This is a genomic window from Herbidospora daliensis (assembly GCF_001570585.1).
Lineage (GTDB): Bacteria > Actinomycetota > Actinomycetes > Streptosporangiales > Streptosporangiaceae > Herbidospora > Herbidospora daliensis.
This window is the reverse complement of record NZ_BBXF01000009.1, coordinates 165,732-185,896: the sequence shown is the minus strand read 5'-3', so window position 1 is coordinate 185,896 and position 20,165 is coordinate 165,732. Positions and strand designations below refer to the sequence as shown.

17 protein-coding genes are annotated in these 20,165 nt (G+C 71.0%); 8 read left to right on the top strand and 9 right to left on the bottom strand.

What is annotated here, in order from left to right; translation table 11 throughout:
• Positions 1-251: 251 nt before the first annotated feature.
• The 6 genes from AW274_RS34745 to AW274_RS34720 all read right to left on the bottom strand — a co-directional run bounded on the left by AW274_RS34745 (position 252) and on the right by AW274_RS34720 (position 7,938).
• A complete protein-coding gene (locus AW274_RS34745; RefSeq protein ID WP_062441941.1) occupies positions 252-749 on the bottom strand; it encodes a CinA family protein in 498 nt (165 codons plus the stop codon).
• The gene (gene pgsA / locus AW274_RS34740) at positions 746-1,354 is read right to left on the bottom strand and encodes a CDP-diacylglycerol--glycerol-3-phosphate 3-phosphatidyltransferase (RefSeq protein WP_062442209.1); all 609 of its coding nucleotides are present in this window, start codon (positions 1,352-1,354) and stop codon (positions 746-748) included. Before pgsA ends, AW274_RS34745 begins: the two co-directional genes overlap by 4 nt.
• Before the next feature lie 41 nt (positions 1,355-1,395).
• The gene (rimO, locus tag AW274_RS34735; RefSeq protein WP_062442206.1) at positions 1,396-2,802 is read right to left on the bottom strand and encodes a 30S ribosomal protein S12 methylthiotransferase RimO; all 1,407 of its coding nucleotides are present in this window, start codon (positions 2,800-2,802) and stop codon (positions 1,396-1,398) included.
• A 29-nt stretch (positions 2,803-2,831) separates the two neighbouring features.
• Entirely contained in the window at positions 2,832-3,566 is a 735-nt protein-coding gene (locus AW274_RS34730) for a helix-turn-helix domain-containing protein (protein ID WP_198169551.1), read from the bottom strand.
• Between the two features lie 59 nt (positions 3,567-3,625).
• Entirely contained in the window at positions 3,626-6,139 is a 2,514-nt protein-coding gene (locus AW274_RS34725) for an FtsK/SpoIIIE family DNA translocase (protein WP_062442202.1), read from the bottom strand.
• Between the two features lie 356 nt (positions 6,140-6,495).
• Positions 6,496-7,938 (bottom strand): pectate lyase family protein, encoded by a 1,443-nt coding sequence (locus AW274_RS34720; RefSeq protein WP_232320626.1) that lies wholly within the window; start codon positions 7,936-7,938, stop codon positions 6,496-6,498.
• Positions 7,939-8,118: 180 nt separating this feature from the next.
• On the opposite strand from AW274_RS34720, the gene AW274_RS34715 reads away from it, so the two are divergent.
• Entirely contained in the window at positions 8,119-9,603 is a 1,485-nt protein-coding gene (locus tag AW274_RS34715) for a sodium:solute symporter family protein (RefSeq protein WP_062441927.1), read from the top strand.
• 203 nt (positions 9,604-9,806) lie between these two features.
• Complete coding sequence (locus AW274_RS34710; protein ID WP_198169550.1) at positions 9,807-10,760, top strand: sugar kinase; 954 nt, start codon at positions 9,807-9,809, stop codon at positions 10,758-10,760.
• On the opposite strand, the gene AW274_RS34705 is transcribed toward AW274_RS34710, so the two are convergent.
• From AW274_RS34705 to AW274_RS34695, 3 genes are all read right to left on the bottom strand, one after another.
• On the bottom strand, positions 10,747-11,511 hold the full coding sequence (locus AW274_RS34705) for an IclR family transcriptional regulator (RefSeq protein ID WP_062441920.1): 765 nt from the start codon (positions 11,509-11,511) through the stop codon (positions 10,747-10,749). The genes AW274_RS34710 and AW274_RS34705 overlap by 14 nt on opposite strands.
• A gap of 69 nt (positions 11,512-11,580) precedes the next feature.
• On the bottom strand, positions 11,581-12,522 hold the full coding sequence (locus tag AW274_RS34700) for an aldose epimerase family protein (protein ID WP_062441916.1): 942 nt from the start codon (positions 12,520-12,522) through the stop codon (positions 11,581-11,583).
• Complete coding sequence (locus tag AW274_RS34695; RefSeq protein WP_062441913.1) at positions 12,500-13,495, bottom strand: LacI family DNA-binding transcriptional regulator; 996 nt, start codon at positions 13,493-13,495, stop codon at positions 12,500-12,502. The genes AW274_RS34700 and AW274_RS34695 overlap by 23 nt, the downstream gene beginning before the upstream one ends.
• A 164-nt stretch (positions 13,496-13,659) precedes the next feature.
• Here AW274_RS34695 and AW274_RS34690 point away from each other — a divergent pair, with 164 nt between their 5' ends.
• From AW274_RS34690 to AW274_RS43095, 6 genes are read left to right on the top strand one after another with little or no spacing between them, the layout of a single operon-like run.
• Complete coding sequence (locus AW274_RS34690; protein WP_062441909.1) at positions 13,660-14,541, top strand: carbohydrate ABC transporter permease; 882 nt, start codon at positions 13,660-13,662, stop codon at positions 14,539-14,541.
• Positions 14,538-15,407 (top strand): carbohydrate ABC transporter permease, encoded by an 870-nt coding sequence (locus AW274_RS34685; RefSeq protein ID WP_083975340.1) that lies wholly within the window; start codon positions 14,538-14,540, stop codon positions 15,405-15,407. The genes AW274_RS34690 and AW274_RS34685 overlap by 4 nt, the downstream gene beginning before the upstream one ends.
• Complete coding sequence (locus tag AW274_RS34680) at positions 15,407-16,291, top strand: NAD-dependent epimerase/dehydratase family protein (RefSeq protein ID WP_062441905.1); 885 nt, start codon at positions 15,407-15,409, stop codon at positions 16,289-16,291. Before AW274_RS34685 ends, AW274_RS34680 begins: the two co-directional genes overlap by 1 nt.
• Position 16,292: 1 nt before the next feature.
• Positions 16,293-17,147: a 5-dehydro-4-deoxyglucarate dehydratase gene (locus AW274_RS34675; RefSeq protein WP_062441902.1), complete on the top strand. Its 855-nt coding sequence runs from the start codon at positions 16,293-16,295 to the stop codon at positions 17,145-17,147.
• Positions 17,144-18,199 (top strand): mandelate racemase/muconate lactonizing enzyme family protein, encoded by a 1,056-nt coding sequence (locus AW274_RS34670; RefSeq protein ID WP_062441897.1) that lies wholly within the window; start codon positions 17,144-17,146, stop codon positions 18,197-18,199. The genes AW274_RS34675 and AW274_RS34670 overlap by 4 nt, the downstream gene beginning before the upstream one ends.
• Positions 18,196-20,160 (top strand): DUF6807 family protein, encoded by a 1,965-nt coding sequence (locus AW274_RS43095; RefSeq protein WP_063813858.1) that lies wholly within the window; start codon positions 18,196-18,198, stop codon positions 20,158-20,160. Before AW274_RS34670 ends, AW274_RS43095 begins: the two co-directional genes overlap by 4 nt.
• Positions 20,161-20,165: the final 5 nt, after the last annotated feature.

Below are 20,165 nucleotides of genomic sequence, written 5' to 3'. Positions count from 1 at the left end.
GTCGCTCCCTTCCCGGCGCGGGAGCCGTCACGACGCTCCGCGCTTTCGGTTCATATCGCCCGTTCTTTCCGCGCCCTTCGTACATACTCCTCGCCGTCATCAGTGACTCGCTCGGCCCCTGCGCCGGGCGCGTCGTGGACTTGCTCATCGCCGATGGCTCACGGACCTCACTCACAGCTCCACCGTACCTGTATCGAGCGACACCACGGCAGACCATGGTGAGCATGTTCGCTGGGGACGTAACGCGGTAATCACCCCGAATGTTCCCCCGAATTGGCCAGCACAACACCTAGAAGTAGATCCAAAGCCATCTCACACGTATGGATACGGATGGCTTGGCGGTCTCCGGTCAATCGCAGGTCAACGACTTTCGAGACGTCTCCCGGACCACTCAGGCCGCAGAAGACGGTGCCGACGGGCCTGCCGTCCTGAGGCTCGGGACCGGCCACGCCCGTCACGGCGACCGCCCAGGTCGCGCCGGTGAGCTTCCGCACACCGGCGGCCATCGCGGCGGCCACGTCGGGATGGACGGCGCCCTCGCGGGCCAGCAGCTCGGCCGGGACGCCGAGCAGCCGGGCCTTCACATCGGTGGCGTAACTGATCACTCCGCCGACGAAGGCGGCCGACGAGCCGGCCACACCGGTCACGGTGGCCCCGATGAGCCCACCAGTCAGCGATTCGGCCACGGCGAAAGTCTCACCCCGCTCCGCGAGCAGGGAGATCACCTTCGCGGCGGTCGAGTCGGTCACACCTGTTCCCTCCGGGCCACCTGACGGAGTCGGACTGCCCGCACAACGTAGTCGACGCCGGTCGCCACCGTCACCAGTACGGCCGTTCCCATGGTGGCCCAGCGCACCACGTCGAGCAGGCCCGGCACCAGGAAGAAGCCGACGGCGAAGATCTGCAGGACGGTCTTGATCTTCCCGCCGGTGCTGGCGGGGATGATGCCGAACCGGATCACCACGAACCGCAGCGCGGTCACGCCCAGCTCACGGGCGATGATCACGACGGTCACCCACCAGGGCAGCTCGCCGAGGAGCGACAGGCAGACCAGCGCCGACCCGATGAGCGCCTTGTCGGCGATCGGGTCGGCGATCTTGCCGAAGTCGGTGATCAGGCCGTATTTACGCGCCAGGAACCCATCGAGCTGGTCGGTGATCGAGGCGAACATGAAGACGCCAAGGGCGGCCAGCCGCCAGCCGGTGCCGTCGAGGAACAGGAACACGATGAACGCGGGAACGACCAGCAGCCGCATCACCGTGAGCGCGTTGGCGATGTTCCAGGCGCTCACGGGAGGCGCGGCCGGCTCGACCGGCTCGGTCACCACCAGCCGCTCGGGAGCGGCGTCGGCCATGACCGACGGGGCCGAATCCCGTGGCGGGTCGTTGCTCTGGGTCACGTCGTGGCCTTGATCCTCGCGATCAGGTCAACCCCTTCCGAGTCGACCGCGACGGCGCGGACGATCTGCCCCGGCACCAGGCCGATGCCCTGGACGGTGACCGACCCGTCGACCTCGGGGCCCTGGTGGGCGGCGCGGCCCTCGTAGCCGCCGTCGCCCAGGTCGTCTTCGACCAGCACCGACAACTCGGTGCCGATGCGCTCTTCGGCCCGCTGGGCGGTGAGCTCCTCGGCCAGCTCGGTGAGGATCGCCACCCGCTCGTCGACCAGGTCTTGGTCGAGCTTGTCGTCGAAGCCGGCGGCCTCGGTGCCGTCTTCGTCGGAGTAGCCGAACACCCCGATGACGTCGAGACGCGCCTCTTCGAGGAACGCGACCAGCTCGCCGAACTGTTCCTCGGTCTCGCCCGGGAAGCCGACGATGAAGTTGGAGCGCACGCCCGCCTCGGGGGCCCGCTCGCGGATCTGCTTCAGCAGGCCGAGGAACTGGGCCGGGTCGCCGAAGCGCCGCATGCGCCGCAGGACCGGGTTGCTGGCGTGCTGGAACGACAGGTCGAAGTAGGGCGCGACGCCCTCGGTGCCGGCGATCACGTCGAGCAGGCCGGGCCGCAGCTCGGCGGGCTGCAGGTAGCTGACCCGGACGCGGTCGATGCCCTCGACGGCGGCCAGCTGCGGCAGCAGCTTCTCGAGCGCCCTCAGGTCGCCCAGGTCCTTGCCGTAGGAGGTGGAGTTCTCGCTGACCAGGACGAGCTCCCGCACGCCCTCACCGGCCAGCCAGACGGCCTCGGCGAGCAGGTCGTCGGGGCGGCGCGAGACGTAGGCGCCGCGGAAGGCCGGGATCGCGCAGAAGGTGCAGCGCCGGTCGCAGCCGGAGGCCAGCTTCAGCGAGGCGACCGGCCCGCCGGTCAGCCGCTTGCGCAGCGTGCGCGGGCCGGAGGCGGGCGCGAGGCCCGACGGCAGGTCGCCGTGGCCGGGCACCGCGACGGGCGCGGCGTGCCGCTCGACCGGGCTGATGGGCAGCAGGGCCCGCCGGTCGCGCGGCGTGTGGGCGGTCAGCGACCGCCCTTCGAGCACGTCGTCGAGGCGGGCGCCGATGTCGGTGTAGTCGTCGAAGGACAACACCGCGGCGGCCTCGGGCAGCGCCCCGGCCAGCTCGGTGCCGTAGCGCTCGGCCATGCAGCCGGCGGCCACGACCTTCGCGCCCGAGTCGGCCGCCGCGAGGATGGTGTCGATCGAGTCTTTCTTCGCCGACTCGATGAACCCGCAGGTGTTGACCACGATCACGTCGGGGTCGTCGTCGCCCAGCGCCCAGCCGGCGGATTCCAGGCGCGCGGCGAGCTCCTCTGAATCGACCTCGTTGCGGGCGCAGCCCAGCGTGATCATGGAAACGGTTCGGCGTGAAGACATGATGAAGCTACGGTATCGGGGATCGGCCACTACCGGGGACTCGGGACCTCGACCCCGTACGTCCGCTTGACCGTCTCCCCCGCGCGGCCCGGGGCGCCCAGGTCGCGGCCGTTCACGTTGAGCTGGACCGAGCCCGCGTTGCCGAAGGTCAGGCGCGCCTTCTCCTTGATCCGGAAGCTGCGGCTGTCGCCGCTCGGGATCACGCCCATGAAGACGCTCTTGTTCTTGGCGTCGCGCACCTGGATCCACGCCTCGCTGGTCGCGGTGATCTTCACCGTGACGTGGCTGGCCTTCTTCGCCGGGGCCGCCGGAGCGGCCGCGGGCGGCGCCGCCTTGGCCGCCGCCGGGGCCGAGTCGACCTTGACCGACTGCTTCTCGGGCGACTTGATCGCGCTGCCCATGATGCGGCCGACGCCGAAGACCGCCACGATCGCGAGCGCGACCGCCATCGCGAGGGTCCAGTTGGGCGTGCGGCGCTCGCGCAGCTTGATGCCCTTGTCGATCGGGTACATCGCGCCCACGCCGGGGCGTGGGCCTCCCGTCAGGGCGTCGTACTCGCGGACCAGGGCGTCGCCCTCCAGGCCCAGCTCGCGGGCCAGGGCCCGCAGGTGGCCCCGCGCGTAGAAGTCTCCGTTGCAGGCGGAGAAGTCGTCGCCTTCGATCGCGGTGATGATCGCTTCGCGGATCCGGGTGCGCCGGCTCAGGTCGGCTACGGAGAGCCCCCTTTGCTCCCGCGACTCCGAGATCGTTCCACCGATGGACATCTGCGGCCCCCCGCCCATCCCGACGCTGAGTAGTGAGTTACATTCAATCAGTAACAACACTATGATGTAGCGCCGGGGTCACCACCCCGGAGATCTGCGAGCAGCCCGGCGAGTTCGTCCGGCTTCACCATCACTTCACGGGCCTTGGAGCCCTCGCTCGGGCCGACCACGTTCCGCGATTCGAGCAGGTCCATCAGGCGGCCCGCCTTGGCGAACCCGACCCGCAGTTTGCGCTGGAGCATCGAGGTCGAGCCGAACTGGGTGGTCACGATCAGCTCGGCGGCCTGCACCAGCAGGTCGAGGTCGTCGCCGATCTCCTCGTCGATCTCCTTCTTGGCGGTCGCCTGGGCGGCGACGTCGGAGCGGTATTCGACCTGCATCTGCGTCTTGCAGTGGCCGACGACCTCGGCGATCTCCTTCTCCGACACGAACGCGTTCTGCAGCCGCATCGGCTTGCTGGCGCCCATCGGCAGGAACAGCGCGTCGCCCTGGCCCACCAGCTTCTCGGCGCCCGGCTGGTCGAGGATGACCCGCGAGTCGGCCAGCGAGGAGGTGGCGAACGCCAGCCGCGACGGCACGTTGGCCTTGATGAGGCCGGTGACGACGTCGACCGAGGGCCGCTGGGTGGCGATCACCAGGTGGATGCCGGCGGCGCGGGCCAGCTGGGTGATGCGCACGATCGAGTCTTCGACGTCGCGGGGGGCGACCATCATCAGGTCGGCCAGCTCGTCGACGATCACCAGCAGGTAGGGGTAGGGCTGGTAGACCCGCTCGCTGCCCGGCGGGGCGACCAGGCTGCCGGCGCGGACCGCCTTGTTGAAGTCGTCGACGTGCCGGAAGCCGCTGGCGGCCAGGTCGTCGTAGCGGCGGTCCATCTCCCCCACGACCCATTCGAGGGCCTCGGCGGCCTTCTTCGGGTTGGTGATGATCGGGGTGATGAGGTGGGGGATGCCCTCGTACGCCGACAGTTCCACCCGCTTGGGGTCGACCAGGACCATCCGGACCTCGTCGGGGGTGGCCCGCATCAGCACCGAGGTGATCAGGCCGTTGATGCACGTCGACTTGCCCGCGCCGGTCGCGCCCGCGATGAGGATGTGCGGCATCTTGGCCAGGTTCGCCACGATGGTGCGGCCCTCGACGTCCTTGCCGAGGCCGACGATCATCGGGTGGTGGTCGGCCTGGGCCACCTGCGAGCGCAGCACGTCGCCCAGCGACACCAGGTCCTTGTCGACGTTGGGGATCTCCACGCCGATCGCCGACTTGCCGGGGATCGGCGACAGGATGCGCACGTCGGCCGACTTGACCGCGTAGGCGATGTTCTTGGTGAGCGCGGTGACCTTCTCGACCTTGACCGACGGGCCGAGCTCGATCTCGTAGCGGGTCACGGTCGGGCCGCGGGTGAAGCCGGTGACCTGGGCGTCGATGGCGAACTGCTCCAGCACGCTGGTCAGCGCGTTCACGACCGTCTTGTTGGCCTTGGTCTCGGCCTTCGGCGCGCTGCCGGGGCGCAGCATCTGGGCGTCGGGCAGCGTGTAGGGCCCGGCCTGCGGCGACAGCATGAGCTGCTCGACCTTGCGGGGCGCCGGGGTGGGCTCGGGCGGCAGCGTCTGCTGAGGCGCGGGCGGCTCGTCGACGGGCGGCGGCAGCGGCTCGTCGTCGACGAGGCCAGGCACGATCTCCGGCGAGTGGTCGGTCGGCTTCTCGCGCAGTATCGGCGTGTCGTAGGGCTTGACGTTGTCGCCGGGCTCGGGGCGCTGCTGCTTCTTCTTCGGCTTCTTGTCGCCCGAGTTCTCGAAGGGCTTCTGGAACAGCAGCACCTTGATCTCGCCGAACCGCTCGGGCACCCGGTGGATCGGCGTGGCGGTGACCACCAGCGCGCCGAACCCGGCCAGCATCAGCAGCAGCGGGATCGTGATGAACGACGGCAGGATGCTGTCGGGCGGCGCCGACACGATGAAGCCGAGCATGCCCCCGGCGGCCGACACCTTGTCCATGCCGTCGTCGACGGTGCCCGCCGGATAAGGGGTGCCGTGCGCGACGTGCACGATGCCGAGGATGCCGGCCGCCAGCGCGGTGAAGCCGATCAGCATGCGGCCGGTCTCGCCGTTCTGGTCGGGGTGGCGCAGCAGCCGCCAGGCGATCAGGCCCATGATCAGCGGGATCGACCAGAAGAGCGACCCGACCGTGCCGCGCACGACCGCGTCGACCACCGTGGCCACCGAGCCCTTGCTGGTCCGCCACGTCATCGCGGCCAGCACGATCGCGCCCGCCAGCACCGCCAGCCCGAGGCCGTCGCGCCGGTGAGCCGGGTCGAGGTCGCGGGCGCCGTTGCCGATGGCCCGCGCCGCCCCGCCGATCGCGTTGGCGATCAGGCTCCAGATGCCGACGACGAGCTTGCCGATCATCAGGAACACCCACGACAGCGGGTCGTTCCCGGTCCCGATCGGCCGCTTGGGCGGCGCCGGCCTCCGGCGGGGCGGGGGCGCCTTCTTCTTGACGGTCGGGCGGGGGGCGGGACGTGGCGTCTGCCGAGACGTCGGCCGCTTCCCACCGGAGGACGCACGGGTGGCCATGATGGTCACGGTATTGCGCAACCCCGACAATGCCCGGGATTTCCCTCGCGTGTCGGACGCACCGCACCGACGCTCTCGCCGTCGCCGGTTGAAAAGCCTTCTTCCGTTACGGCTCCGCCTGGCCGGCCACCCGACCGGCTTGGGCCCGCACTCCTTCTTCACACGGCCCCTTCACGCGGTCCTTTCCGCGGCTTCTTCTCCGCGCGGCGGTTTCTGCACGCGGCGAATCGGCTTCGACGTGCGTCGGGCAAGTCGGCCGGGTGCGGCATCGGTTTGAAGAAGCGCCCGCCCCCATGGTGGGGACGGGCGCTCTCTTTCGCGCGTCGCCCGGTCAGGTCAGGTAACCGGGTGAGGGGCTAGATGTTGATGCGGCCCGCGCCGGCGCCGCCGGTCACGATGGACTTGACGTTGGAGGGGGTGTCGACGGAGTAGGAGTAGGGGATCGAGCCGACGCTGCCGCCCGACTGGCCGGCGCCCGAGTTGACGAAGTGGTTGTTGCGGGCCACCAGGGTGCCGGGGCCGGAGTCGCCCTCGCCCAGGTGGTAGGGGTCGTCGGTGTTCTCGAAGTAGTTGCCCTCGACGAGCACGCCCGCGCCCTCGGTGGAGGCGACGCCGTAGCTGGTCACGCCGCCGTAGTAGTTGTTGTAGACGTGGACCGGGTTGCCGAACCGGACGCGCGGGTGGCGCTGGCCGGTGCCGTCGAACCAGTTGTGGTGGTAGGTCACCCGGAGCCGGCCGCGGTCCTCGGAGCCGTTGTCGTCGTCGTGGCCGAGCAGCATCGACTTGTCGTGGTCGTAGATGCGGTTCCACGAGATCGTCACGTAGTCGCTGGCCCGCTTGACGTCGATGGCGCCGTCGTAGCCGTTCGACAGGGTGTTGTGGTCGATCCAGACCCGGGTGGAGTACTGGACGTTGATCGCGTCGTCGTTCCAGTTCCGGAAGGTCAGGTTGCGGATGATCACGTTGCTGGCCTCGTTGACGTTCAGGCCGCACCCCTGGATGACCGCGCCGGAGTTGCCGATGATCGTCTTGTTGGAGCCGACCCGGAGCATGCCGGAACAGGAGATCGTCCCGGAGACCCGGATGACGGCCGCGTTGGTGCCGGACATCGCGCTGGTCAGCGCGCCCGAGCTGGTCACGGTGGTGGCCGAGGCGTTGCCGCCGCCGGTGGTGCCGCCGCCCTGGGTGGCCCAGCCGACCAGTCCGCCGGGCGGGCCCGTCGTCGGGGTCGGGTTCGGGGTGGGGGTGATCGTGGGCGTGGGCTGGGGGCCGCTCGACGGGGTGAACGTCCAGTGCTTGGTGATCGTGTTGTCGCAGGAGTTCTGCTGGATCACGGCCAGCGACGCGGTGGAGTTGTCGCGGGTGTTCACGCACCTGCCGCCGTTGCCGTTCACGATGCGGGTGCCGTTGGCGGCGTCGGAGAACGTCCACGTCTGCGAGGCGGAGCCGTTGCAGGTCTGCTGGACGATCGCCTTGCCCGCCGAGCTGCTGTTGTCCTGGACGCCCAGGCACTTGCCGCTGTGCCCGGCGGTGATGCGGTAGCCGCCGTTCTGGGAGGTGAGGGTGAAGCGCTGGTTGGTGGTGCCGGTGCAGGCGTACTGGATCAGCCCGGCGTTGTCGGCCGTGCTGAAGTTCAGCACGTCGAGGCAGAGGTTGCTGCCCCGGTTGACCACGGAGTACGTACCGGCGCCGGGGGCCGCGTGGGCGCTGGTGGTCAGCGGGACCACGACGCCGGCGACGGCCAGGACGGCCGCGGCGACGACGGCCGGCCACCGTCTTCTGACACTCGATCTGGACACGTGTGAAGCTCCTCTCTCAAGGTCGGTGCACACCATAAGCGCACGTTTCATGTAGTGAAACGGTGAGGTCAGATCGATCTTCGCGACATGGGCGTACATGAAAAAGCCGGTGAAAGTTTCATGTGGTGGAACGACTTTTCATGTGTTGACACGCCGTTCTATGTAGTGGAATCTCCAGGCATGTCTGCACTCGATTGGTCGGTCCTGGCCGCCTACTTCGTCGTGATGATCGGCATCGGCGTCTGGTCCAAGGGCCGCGTCCACACCGTCATCGACTTCTTCACCGCGCGCGGGCGCATCCCCTGGTGGCTCGCGGGGATCTCGCACCACATGTCCGGCTACAGCGCGATCATGTTCGTCGCGTTCGCGGCGGTGGCCTACAACTACGGCCTGGCCATGTACGTCTGGTGGGCCCTCACCATCGGCATCGGCGTCGGCATCGGGGCGTTCCTGTGGGCGGCCCGGTGGAACCGGCTGCGGGCGGTGCACGGCGTGGCCTCGCCGCTCGAATACCTGGCCCGGCGCTACAACCTGCCCGCCCAGCAGGTGCTCGCCTACAGCGGCGCGCTGCTGAAGGTGGTCGACATCGCGGCCAAGTGGGTGGCCATCGCGATCCTGCTGCGCGGGTTCGCGGGCATCCCGATCTTCTGGGGCATCCTGGTCACCGGGCTGGTCACCATGGTCTACATCACGGCCGGGGGCCTGTGGGCCGACGTGCTGACCGACTTCGGGCAGTTCGTCATCCAGGGAGTCGCCGGGATCGCGATGTTCTTCGCGGTGCTGAGCCACCTCGACGGGCTGCCGACGCTCTGGACGATGTGGGACCGGCTGCCCGAAGGCCAGCGCGACCCGTTCGCGGGGCCGTACACGGTGACGTTCTTCCTGGCGCTGCTGTTCATCAAGACCTTCGAGTACAACGGCGGGATGTGGAACCTGGCGCAGCGCTACATGGCCGCGCCGAGCGGCAGCGAGGCGAAGCGGTCGGCGCTGCTGTCGAGCGCGCTCTGGCTGGTCTGGCCGCTGATCCTGTTCATCCCGATGTTCGCCGCGCCGCTCATCGTGCCGGGCCTGGCGAACGCCGAGGAGGCGTACGTGAAGCTGGCGCAGACCCTGCTGCCGCAGGGGGTGATCGGGCTGGTGCTGGCCGGGTTCTTCTCCCACACGATGGCGATGGTCTCCTCCGACGCCAACGTGATCTCCTCGGTGATCACCCGGGACATCGCGCCGGTGCTGATGCCCCGGTTACGCCGCCTGGCCGACGCCGCGCAGCTCACCTTCGCCCGCGTGACGACCTTCGTGTTCGTGCTGATCAGCATGGTCATCGCGATCACCACCGAGGGCCAGGGGGTGGTGCTGAAGATCGTGGTCGACCTGGTGGCGGCGACGATGGGCCCGATCTCGATCCCGCTGATGCTCGGCATGCTGCCCTGGTTCCGCCGCAGCGGCCCGATGGCGGCCGTCGTCTCGTGGGCGGCCGGGCTCGGCGTGTGGGCCTACGTGAAGTGGATCGCCGGCTCGACCGACCAGGCCGTGGTGGTCGGCGTGCCCCTCGTCACCTCTCTGGTCCTGTACGTCGCCGTCGGCCTCCTGCGCCCCGAGCGCACCCGCGACCGCGACGACCTGATCGACTCGCTGAACGACGACCGCGATTCCGCGCGTACCTGAGGGGGAAGGCCCCCATGGCGCGGTGGGGGCCTTCACTATTCTTCTAGCGGTCCGGCTCCGGGACCCCGCCGTCGGCGACGTCCGGCTTCTCGATCTCCCAGTAGCCGCGCTGGTCCATGGTCCGGCCGGACAGCGGTTCCACGGTGATGTCAGGCATGACGTCCCCCCTAGGCGTTGCGTAGAATAAGACCATATTCCGCTACATGGAACAACAGAAGAAGGTGCGCATGGATGTGGTCGTCGCAGGCGAACCGCTGGTCGAATTCTCCGCCGACCGCCCGCTGACCGAGGCCGAGACCTTCCGCCTGTCCTTCTCCGGCGACGCCCTCAACGTGGCCGTCGCCGCGGCCGCCGCCGGGGCCCGCACCGCCCTGGTGTCCCGGCTCGGCGACGACGAGTTCGGCGAACGGCTGATCCGGTTCGCCGCCCGCCACGGCGTCGACACCCGCTGGCTCACTCCGGGCCCCGGCCCGACGGGCGCCTACGTCGTGGGCGCCGACCCCTCGGGCGAACGCGCCTTCGCCTACCTCCGCCAGGGCTCGGCCGCCTCCCGCCTGACCGCCGCCGACCTGCTCGACTCCCCCGCGGCCCTGGCCCGCGTGCTGGTGCTGAGCGGCATCACCGCGGCCCTGTCGGCGACCTGCGACCAGGCGGTCAGATCGGCGTCGGAGCAGGCGACCGGCCAGGTCGTCTACGACGCGAACTTCCGGGCCCGCCTGACCGCCCCGGAGACCGCCGCCGCGACCCTGCGCGCCGTCGCCCCGCACACCGCGATCGTGAAACTTTCAGCCCCCGCCGACAGCCTGGCCCTCGTGGGCACCGCCGACCCGGCCGAGACGGCGCGGCGCGTGCGCGACCTGGGCGCCCCCGCGGTGGCCGTGACGATGGGGGCCGACGGGGTGCTGCTGGCGGAGGGCGGCCACCTGCTCGAGATCCCGGCCGTGCCCGCGCCGCTGGTCGTCGACCAGACGGGCGCGGGCGACAACTTCACCGGGGCGATGGCGGCCTGGCTGGCCAGAGGCGCGTCGCTCCCGGAGGCGGTCAGGGCGGGCACCGCCGCGGCGTCGTTGTCGCTGGCCGGACGCGGCGGGACGGGCCGGGTCGCGGCGGCGGCCGAGATCGAGGACCTGCTGGGAGACCCGGTCAGCGGCGGGTGAGGGTGGTCGGGGCGCCCAGCGCCAGCGACACCTCGCGGGCCGCCGACACGATGTCGGGGGCCAGTTCCTTCAGCGCGTCGGGCTCCAGGTCCATCGCCAGGGTCGAGATGGAGATGCCGCCGAGCACCTGGCCGGTGTGGTCGAAGACGGCCGCGCCGACGCAGCGGATGCCCGGCACGTTCTCCTCGTCGTCGACGGCGTAACCCACCGCGCGGACGCCGACGAGGTGGGCGAGCAGTTCCTCTTCGCCCACGACGGTGTTGGGGGTCAGCTTGACCGGCTGGGTGCGGGCCACGATGGCGCGGACCTCGTCGTCGTCGAGCTGGGCGAGCACCGCCTTGCCGATGGCCGTCGAGTAGAGGCGCAGGCTCATGCCCACGCGCGAGGGCATCTGGTAGGGGCGGCGGCCCTCCAGCTTCTCGACGTAGACGGCCTCGTCGCCGCTGCGGATGGCGAAGTGGGTGGTGAAGCCGGTGCGGTCGTGGAGGGCGCGCAGGGCCGTGGCGGCCTGGCGGGCCGGGTCGAAGCGGCTCATCACGCGCCCGGCCAGGGTCAGGATGCGGGGGCCCGGTTCGTAGCCGCCGTTGCCGTCGGTGCGGGCGAAGTCCCACTCCACCAGTGACTGGAGGATGCGGTGCACCGTCGACTTCGAGACACCCGTGGCGGCCGCGATGTCGGTGATCCGGTGATGCTCGGCGATCGCCTCGAGGACCGCGAGCGCCTTGTCGATGGAACTGCCTTCCCTGACCACGCCCTGAGCCTACTAGCGGGCCGGCCGGCCGCCGTCCACGGCCAGACCGGACGTCCATGGCGCTTCCTTTCAGGGTGTGGGGAAGCGGTACTCCGTCCACGACCGGAACTCCTCGCCCGGCCGGAGCACCACCGACGGGAAGCCGGGCCGGTTCGGCGAGTCGGGGAAGTGCTGGGTCTCCAGGCAGAGCCCGGCGTGGGGGCCGTAGGGGGTGAGCTCGGGCGAGAGCATGCCGCCGGTGTAGAACTGCACGCCGGGCTGGTCGGTGGTGACCTCCATGACCCGGTCGCCGCACGCGACCCGCATCCGGCCGCCGGGGTTGAGCACGTAGTTGTGGTCGTACGCGCCGTTCATGCGGGCGCCGACCGCGACGGGGGCGCGGAAGTCGAACGGGGTGCCCTCGACCGGGGCGAGCTCGCCCGTGGGGATCTTGTGCTCGTCGACCGGGGTGTACGCGTCGGCGTCGATGGTCACCACGTGGCCGAGCACGTCGCCGCCGCCCGCGAGGTTGAAGTAGCTGTGGTTGGTCAGGTTCAGCACGGTCGGGGCGTCGGTGACGGCTTCGTACCGGATCAGCAGGGCGCGGTCGGCCAGGGTGTAGGTGACGGCCACCGACAGCGCCCCCGGGTAGCCCTCCTCGCCCGAAGGGCTGAGATAACGCAGCGTGATGCTGTCGGAGGCGGCCGACGCCGACCAGACCCGTTTGTCGAACCCGCGCTGGCCGCCGTGCAGGGCGGCCGTGCCGTTGTTGCGCGCCAGCCGGTAGGTCGTGCCGTCGAGGTCGAAGCGGCCCCCGGCGATGCGGTTGCCGTAGCGGCCGACGACCGCGCCGAAGTAGCGGCTGCGGGTCAGGTAGTCGGCGAGGGTGTCGCAGCCGAGCACCACGTCGACGCCGTCGACCTCCAGCGACTGGATCACGCAGCCGTAGGTGAGGATCGCGGCGGTCAGCCCGCCGCCGGTCAGCACGTGCCGTTCGACCTTCTCGCCCTCAGGGGTCTGTCCGAAGTCCATGCCGCACCGGTCCCGTCGAGTCGCGGATGATCAGGTTGGTGGCCAGGGTGGCGAGCGCCGGGGTGGCCGTCTCCCCCGCGCCGACGAGCTGGAGCAGCAGGTCGACGGCGGTCCGCCCGGCTGCTTCGGCGGGCATGGCGACGGTGGTCAGCTTGGGCCGGCTGACCCGCCCGGCCACGATGTCGTCTATGCCGACCACGCTCACCTGGTCGGGCACCGCGACGCCGAGCGCGGTCAGCCCCTCGACCAGGCCGATCGCCATCAGGTCGTTGTAGGCCAGCACCCCCGTGACGTCGGCCGCCGCGACCGCCTCGGCCAGCGCCAGGCCGCCGTGCTCGGTCGGGGAGTTGGGGCCGAAGACGGTCAGGTCGATGCCGGGCACCGCGTGGGCGGCGTCGGTGATCTCCCTGGACGTCCACGACCCGGCCGGGCCGGCCAGCAGGGCGATCCGGCGGTGGCCGAGCGACATCAGGTGGCCGATGGCCTCGCGGGCGCCGCTGCCGACGTCCATCAGGACGTTGGACATGCCCTTCATGCGCCGGTTGACCACCACGAACGGCACGTCTTCGCGCAGTTTCTCGATGACCCGGTTGGACAGTCGCGGGGAGCACAGCAGCACGCCGTCGACCTGCTTGGCGAGGGTCTGGATGAGCTCCTCCTCGACCTGCGGGTCTTCGTCGGTGTCGGCGACGAACACGTGGTAGTCGCGGGTGCGGGCGTGGGCCTGGGCGCCCTTGATCAGGTGGGAGAAGAACGGGTTGGCGATGTCGGCCACGATGAGCCCGAGGTTGTGGGTGCGCCCGGTGGTCAGGGCGCGGGCGGCCCGGTTGGGCCGGTAGCCGAGATCCTCCGCCGCCGCCAGGACCCTGTTCCTGGTCTCGGTGTTGACCAGATGCGGCGCCGAGAACGTGCGCGAGACGGTCGACACATGTACCCCGGACGCCTGCGCCACGTCACGGATCGTCGCTGCCACGGAGCTCCTCTCCTGATTGCCTGCCGATGATTAATGCAAACGGTTGCACGAGTGTCAAGACGAAAAAGCCTTCTGGAAATTGACCCCTTGACGTTTCTGGCGAGTGAAGGGAATGTTTCGTGCAACCGGTTGCAGCCACTCCCCCGTTATAAGGAGTCACGGCCATGCGTGTCGCACGGTCGCCGCGCACCCCCTATGTCCTGATCGCCCCGGCGGTGGTCGCGATGCTGGGGTTCCTCGTCTACCCGATGGGCAGCGTGGTCTATTACAGCCTGCAGCACTACGACGTCACCCAGCCCTGGGACAACGGCTTCGCCGGCCTGGAGAACTTCCGGGTCCTGCTGTTCGAGGACCCGCTCTTCTGGCAGAGCCTCGGTTTCAGCGTGAAGTGGGTGGTCGTCGAGGTCGTGCTCCAGCTGCTCTTCGGGCTGGCGCTGGCGTTGATCGTCAATGAGACGTTCATCGGCCGCGCCGTCTCGCGGGCCCTGGTGTTCTCGCCCTGGGCGGTGTCGGGGGTGCTCACGACCGGCATCTGGATCCTGCTCTACAACCCCTCGACCGGGATCTTCCGCTACCTCGCCGACCTCGGCATCGGCACCTACGACACCGCGCCGCTGGCCGACCCGTCGACCGTGTTCACGGCCGCGGTGGTCGCGGAGCTGTGGCGCGGGGTGCCGTTCTTCGCGATCCTGCTGCTCGCCGACCTGCAAACGGTCTCAGGCGACCTGTACGAAGCCGCGTCGGTCGACGGCGCGAGCCGGATCAGGCGGTTCGTGCACATCACGCTGCCGCACCTGAAAGACGCGATCATCCTGTCCACCCTGCTCAGGGCGGTGTGGGAGTTCAACAACGTCGACCTGCTCTACACGCTGACCGGCGGCGGCCCCGCCCACCAGACGACGACCCTGCCGCTCTACGTCGCCGCCAAGGCCGTGCAGTCGCACGACTTCGGCTACGGCTCGGCGCTGACGACGGCCGCGTTCGTGGTGCTGACCTTCTTCTCGATCGCCTACCTGAGGCTGAGCAAGTTCGGAGCCCGCACGTGACCACGACCCTGACCCGGCCCGTCGCGCGGACCGCGCCGCCGGTCGGCCGAAAACCCGTGAACCGGGTGAGCCGCTGGCAGATCTACCTGCCGCTGGGCCTCTACCTGCTGTTCACGCTGGTGCCCTTCTACTGGATGGTGGTCTTCGCCTTCCGGCCGCGCGGCTCGAACTCGCTGCTGCCGTGGCCGGTCACGCTCGACAACTTCGAGCACGTGTGGACCGGCATGGGGTTCTCGGTCTTCTTCCAGAACTCGCTGCTGGTCGGCGTGGCCTCGCTCGTCTCGACCACGGTGATCGCCCTGGCGGGCGGCTACGCGCTGGCCCGCTACGACTTCCGGGGCCGGCAGCTGTTCCTGGTCGGCATGCTCTGCACCCAGTTCATCCCGGGCGCGATGATGCTGATCCCGCTGTTCGAGATCTTCCGCACGCTCGGCCTGGTCAACTCGCTGTGGGCGCTGGTGATCGCCGAGACCGTCTTCCAGTTGCCGCTGTCGCTCATCCTGATCAGCGGTTTCGTGAAGAACATCCCGATCGAGCTCGAACAGGCGGCCTGGGTCGACGGCTGCTCGCGGCTGCGCGGCTTCTTCGCGGTCGTGCTGCCGATGCTCCGGCCCGCGCTGGTGGCGGTCGGGTCGTTCGCGTTCATCCACTCCTGGAACAACTTCCTCTTCGCGCTGATGTTCGTGAACGAGCAGGACAAGTTCACCCTGCCGGTCGGGCTGGCGTTCACGATCGGCGAGTTCAGCGCCGACTTCGGGGCGCTGGCCGCCGGCGGCGTGGTCGCGGCGGTGCCGGTCGTGCTCGTCTTCGCGGTCATCCAGCGCTATCTCGTGCAGGGCCTGTCGGCGGGGGCGGTGAAGGGCTGATGAGAGTACTGGTGACGGGCAGCGCCGGGCGGTTCGGGCGCAGCGTGGTGGCGGCGCTGGCCGAGGCGGGCCACGAGGTGGTCGGCATCGACACGGTCGCGGGCACTCCCCCGCCGGCCGTGTGGTTGCCCGCCGACCTCACCGATCCGGGCGAGGCGTTCGGGGTGATGAGCCGGTTCCGGCCCGACGCCGTCGTGCACCTCGCCGCCGTCGCGACGCCGTTCTCGCGGACCGACGGGCTGACCTTCCGGGTCAACACGCAGCTGGCCTTCAACGTCTGCGAGGCGGCGACGGCGCTCGGGGTCGGGCGGGTGGTCGTGGCCTCCAGCCCGACCGTCGTCGGCTACGGCGCGCCCGGCGGCTGGACGCCCTCCTACCTGCCGATCGACGAAGACCACCCCGCCCGGCCGTGGAACGCCTACGCGGTGTCGAAGCTGGTGGCCGAGCAGGTGATGGCCTCGTTCGCCCGGTCGGGCGCCGCCACCCGCTTCGCGGCGGTCCGGCCCTGCTTCGTGGTCGCCCCCGAGGAGTGGGAGGGCGCGCCGACGCAGTCGGGGCACACGATCAGGGAGCGGCTCGACCGGCCCGACGTCGCCGGGGTGTCGCTGTTCAACTACGTCGACGCGCGCGACGCCGCAGGCCTGGTGCTGACCCTCGTCGACCGGCTGCACGAGGTGCCCAGCGGCGAGGTGTTCTTCGCCGGGGCGCCCGACGCGCTGGCCAGGGAACCGCTGGCCGACCTGCTCCCCCGGGTGATCCCGTCGACGGCCGGCCACGCCGCCGCGCTGACGGGCACCTCCCCCGCGTTCTCCGCGGCCAAGGCCGGGCGGCTGCTCGGCTGGCAGGCCAAGCGGAGCTGGCGTACCGAGATGGGAGACCTCTGAAATGGACCTCAGCGGGGTTCTGTTCTTCCCCGTCACCCCCTTCGACGCCGACGGCGGGCTGGCGGAGGACGTGCTGGCCGAGCACCTGCGCAAGGGCCTGGCCCACGGGCCGGGCGCGGTGTTCGCCGCCTGCGGCACCGGCGAGTTCGCCTCCCTGTCGGAGGAGGAGCACGCGCGGGTCGTCGCGGTCGCCGCCGCGCAGACCGCCGGACGAGTGCCCCTGTTCGCCGGGGCGGGCGGGCCGCTCGGAAGCGCGCTCCGGCACGCCCGCACCGCGCGGGAGGCCGGGGCCGACGGGGTGCTGCTGCTGCCGCCCGCCGCCCGGGGCCCGCGCTACGCCGACTACGTGCGGGCGGTCGCGGCCGAGGGGGTGCCGGTCGTCCTCTACGCCCGCGACCACCTGGTGCTCTCGCCCCGGGAGGTGCGGGAACTCGCCGACATCCCGGGCGTGATCGGGCTGAAGGACGGCGTCGGCGACATCGACCGCATGGCGCGGATCGTGCGGGCGATGGAGGGGCGCGGCTTCACCTTCTTCAACGGGCTGCCGACCGCCGAGCTGACCATGCCCGCCTACCGGGCGATCGGGGTCGGCCTGTACTCCTCGGCGGTGTTCGCCTTCGCGCCGGAGATCGCGGTGGCGTACCTGCGCGGGAACGAGCGGCTGCTCCGCGAGTTCTACGCGCCCCTCGTGGAACTGCGGTCGAAGGTGCCCGGGTACGCCGTCTCGCTGGTCAAGGCCGGGGTGCGGTTACGCGGCCTGGACGCCGGGCCGGTCCGGCCGCCGCTGGCCGACCTCGCGCCCGACGACCTGGCCGAGCTCGACCGGCTGATCAAGATCGGGCTGGATCTGACATGACGCGGATCGCGGGCCTGCACACGCTCCCGCTGCGGGCGGACCTGCCCCGGCCGTGGGGGCCCGACGTGCCGTACCAGCACGTGATCGCCTGCACGCTCGTCCTGGACGACGGCCGCACCGGCACCGGCTTCTCCTGGACGCCCTCCATCGGGGCGGCGGCGGTGGCCGCCCTGCTCGACCACGACATCGCCGCCGCCGTGAAGGGCCTGCCCGCCCACCCCGAGGTGGTCTGGGACCACCTGTGGAGGCACCTGCGCGAGGCGGGCGGCGGCGGGATCACGACCATGGCGATGGCGGCGGTGGACATCGCGTTATGGGACCTGCGGGCGACCGCCCAGGGGCTCGGCCTCGCCGACACGATCGGGCGGCGGCGCGACGCCGTGCCGGTCTACGCGAGCGGGGTCAACCGGCACTACCCGCTGAGCGAACTGGTCGACCAGGCCCGCCGCTGGATCGGCTACCCCGCCGTGAAGATCAAGGTCGGCCGCGACGACGACGTCGAGCGGGTGGCCGCCGTCAGGGAGGTCCTCGGCCCCGCCACCCTGCTGATGGTCGACGCCAACCAGCGCTGGGACCTGTTCCGGGCCCGCGCCATGATCCGGGAGCTGGAGCCGTTCGGGCTCACCTGGGTCGAGGAGCCGCTGCCCGCCGACGACCTCGACGGCCTGCGGCGGCTGCGCGAATCGGTCGGCGTCCCGATCGCCGCCGGCGAGAGCCTGTCCACCGTCCACGACTTCCGCCGGCTGCTCGACGCCGTCGACGTCGTGCAGCCCAACGTCGTCAGGGTCGGCGGGATCACCCCGCTGCTGCGGATCGCCGAACTCGCCCGCGTGCAGGGCGTGCCCGTCTTCCCGCACCTGCTGCCCGACCTGTCGGCGCAGCTCGCCCTGGCGCTCCCGCTGCCGTGCATGGTCGAGGACGTCGAGGACGCCTCCCTGGCCGCGCTCGGCCTCCTCGACGGGCCGCCGCCGGTCGAACTGGGCCCCGGCGGCGCCCGGGTCGGCCCCCATCTGGGCCATGGCCTGCGTTTTCCCACCTTGGAGGGCCGATGATGAACGGCACCACCACGCGCACCGTCCCGGTGGTCCTGGCCGGGGTCTACGGCCACGGCTGGTGGCACCTGGAGAACCTGCGCCGCCTCACCGAGGGCGGCCAGGTCAGGCTGGCGGGCGTCTGCGACGTACGGGAGATCGAGCCCGGCCTGCTGCGCGGGCTGGGCGTCCCCGAGTGGTCGACCGACCTCGGGCGGCTGGTCGAACGGACCGGCGCCGAGGTGACCATCCTGGTCACGCCCATCCAGACCCATCGCGACCTGGCGATCCGCGCGCTGGAGGCCGGGTCGCACCTGCTGCTGGAGAAGCCGCCCGCCTCGACCCTGGCGGGGTTCGGGGAGATCGAGGCGGCCGTACGGAGAACCGGCCTGGCCTGTCAGGTCGGCTTCCAGAGCCTCGGCTCGGCGGCGATCCCCGCGATCCGCCGCCTGGTCGCCGAGGGCGTCATCGGCCGGGTGCACGGCATCGGCGTCGCCGGCGCCTGGGAGCGCCCCTCGGCCTACTTCACCCGCTCGGCGTGGGCGGGCAGACGCCGCGCCGGGCGGGTCGACGTCATGGACGGCGCCCTCACCAACCCGTTCGCGCACGCCGTCGCGACCGCCCTGGCCGTGGCCGGGAAGGACACCGCCGACGACGTCGCCGGCGTCGACGCGGAGCTCTTCCACGCCAACCCGATCGAGGCCGACGACACCTCCTGCCTGCGCATCCACCTGTCTGACGGGCCGCCGATCACGATCGCGGTGACCCTGACGGCCGACCGCAGGCACGAGCCCTACGTGACCGTCCACGGCACCGAGGGGCGGATCACGCTGACGTACACCCTCGACCGGGTGCGGGTGGAGAGCCGGGCGCGCGGCGTGTCCACCACCACCTACGCCCGCGCCGACCTGCTGGAGAACCTGGTCTCCCACGTCAGAGAGGGTGTGCCGCTGCTGGTGCCGCTGCGCCGGACGGGCGCGTTCATGCGGGTGCTGGAGGAGATCCGGCTCGCGCCCGACCCGCTGCCGATCCCCGACGTCCACCAGGAGATCGAGCAGGAGAACGGCGTCGTGGTCCGGCGCACCATCCCCGGCGTCGCCAACCTGACCGCGCGCAGCGCCGAGCACCTGGCGCTGTTCTCCGAGCTCGACGTGCCGTGGGCGGCCCCGCGTGCGGTGCTGAAGGTGGCCGGGAGGGCGGTCGCCGAGTACAACTGGCGGCCCGAACTGGCCACCACGCTGTCACCCCGCCCCTACCTCCACCCGGTGCGCACGCTGGGCGGCGTCGCGGTGACCGAGGTCAACCCGGCCGACCACGTCCACCACCTCGGGGCCTCGATCGCGGTCGCCGACATCTGCGGCCGCAACTTCTGGGGCGGCCGTACCTACGTCCGGGGCCGCGGCCCGACCTGGCTCAACAACCACGGCGTGCAGAACCACGTCGCCTTCACCCGCCGCGACGAGCACGCCTTCACCGAGACCCTGCGCTGGACCGGCGTCGACGGCCTCGACCTGATCGAGGAGAGCCGCCGGGTGACGGCCCGCCCACTGCGCCGGGGCTGGGCCCTCGACGTGGAGTTCACGCTCACCAACCTCACCCGCGAGCCGCTCACGATCGAGAGCTCGGCCACCAAGGGCCGCGCCGGGGCCGGATACGGCGGCTTCTTCTGGCGGGCCCCCGGCGCGTCGGCCGACCGGACCGCGTTCACCGCGTGGAACGACGAGCCGCACGGCAGCCGCGCGCCCTGGCTGGCCATGTCGGGCGACGACTGGACGCTGGTGTTCGTCCAGGACGCCGACCCGTGGTTCGTCCGGATCGACGAATATCCGGGCGCCGGACCGGCGCTGGCCTGGGAGCACCCGCTCGTCGTCGAGCGCGGCCTGACCCGCCGCGTCGTCACCGTCATCGCCGACGGCCGCCTCACCCCCGCCGAGGCCGCCGCTCTGGTCACAGACCTCGGGGACATCCAACGAGAAAGGTAGACACG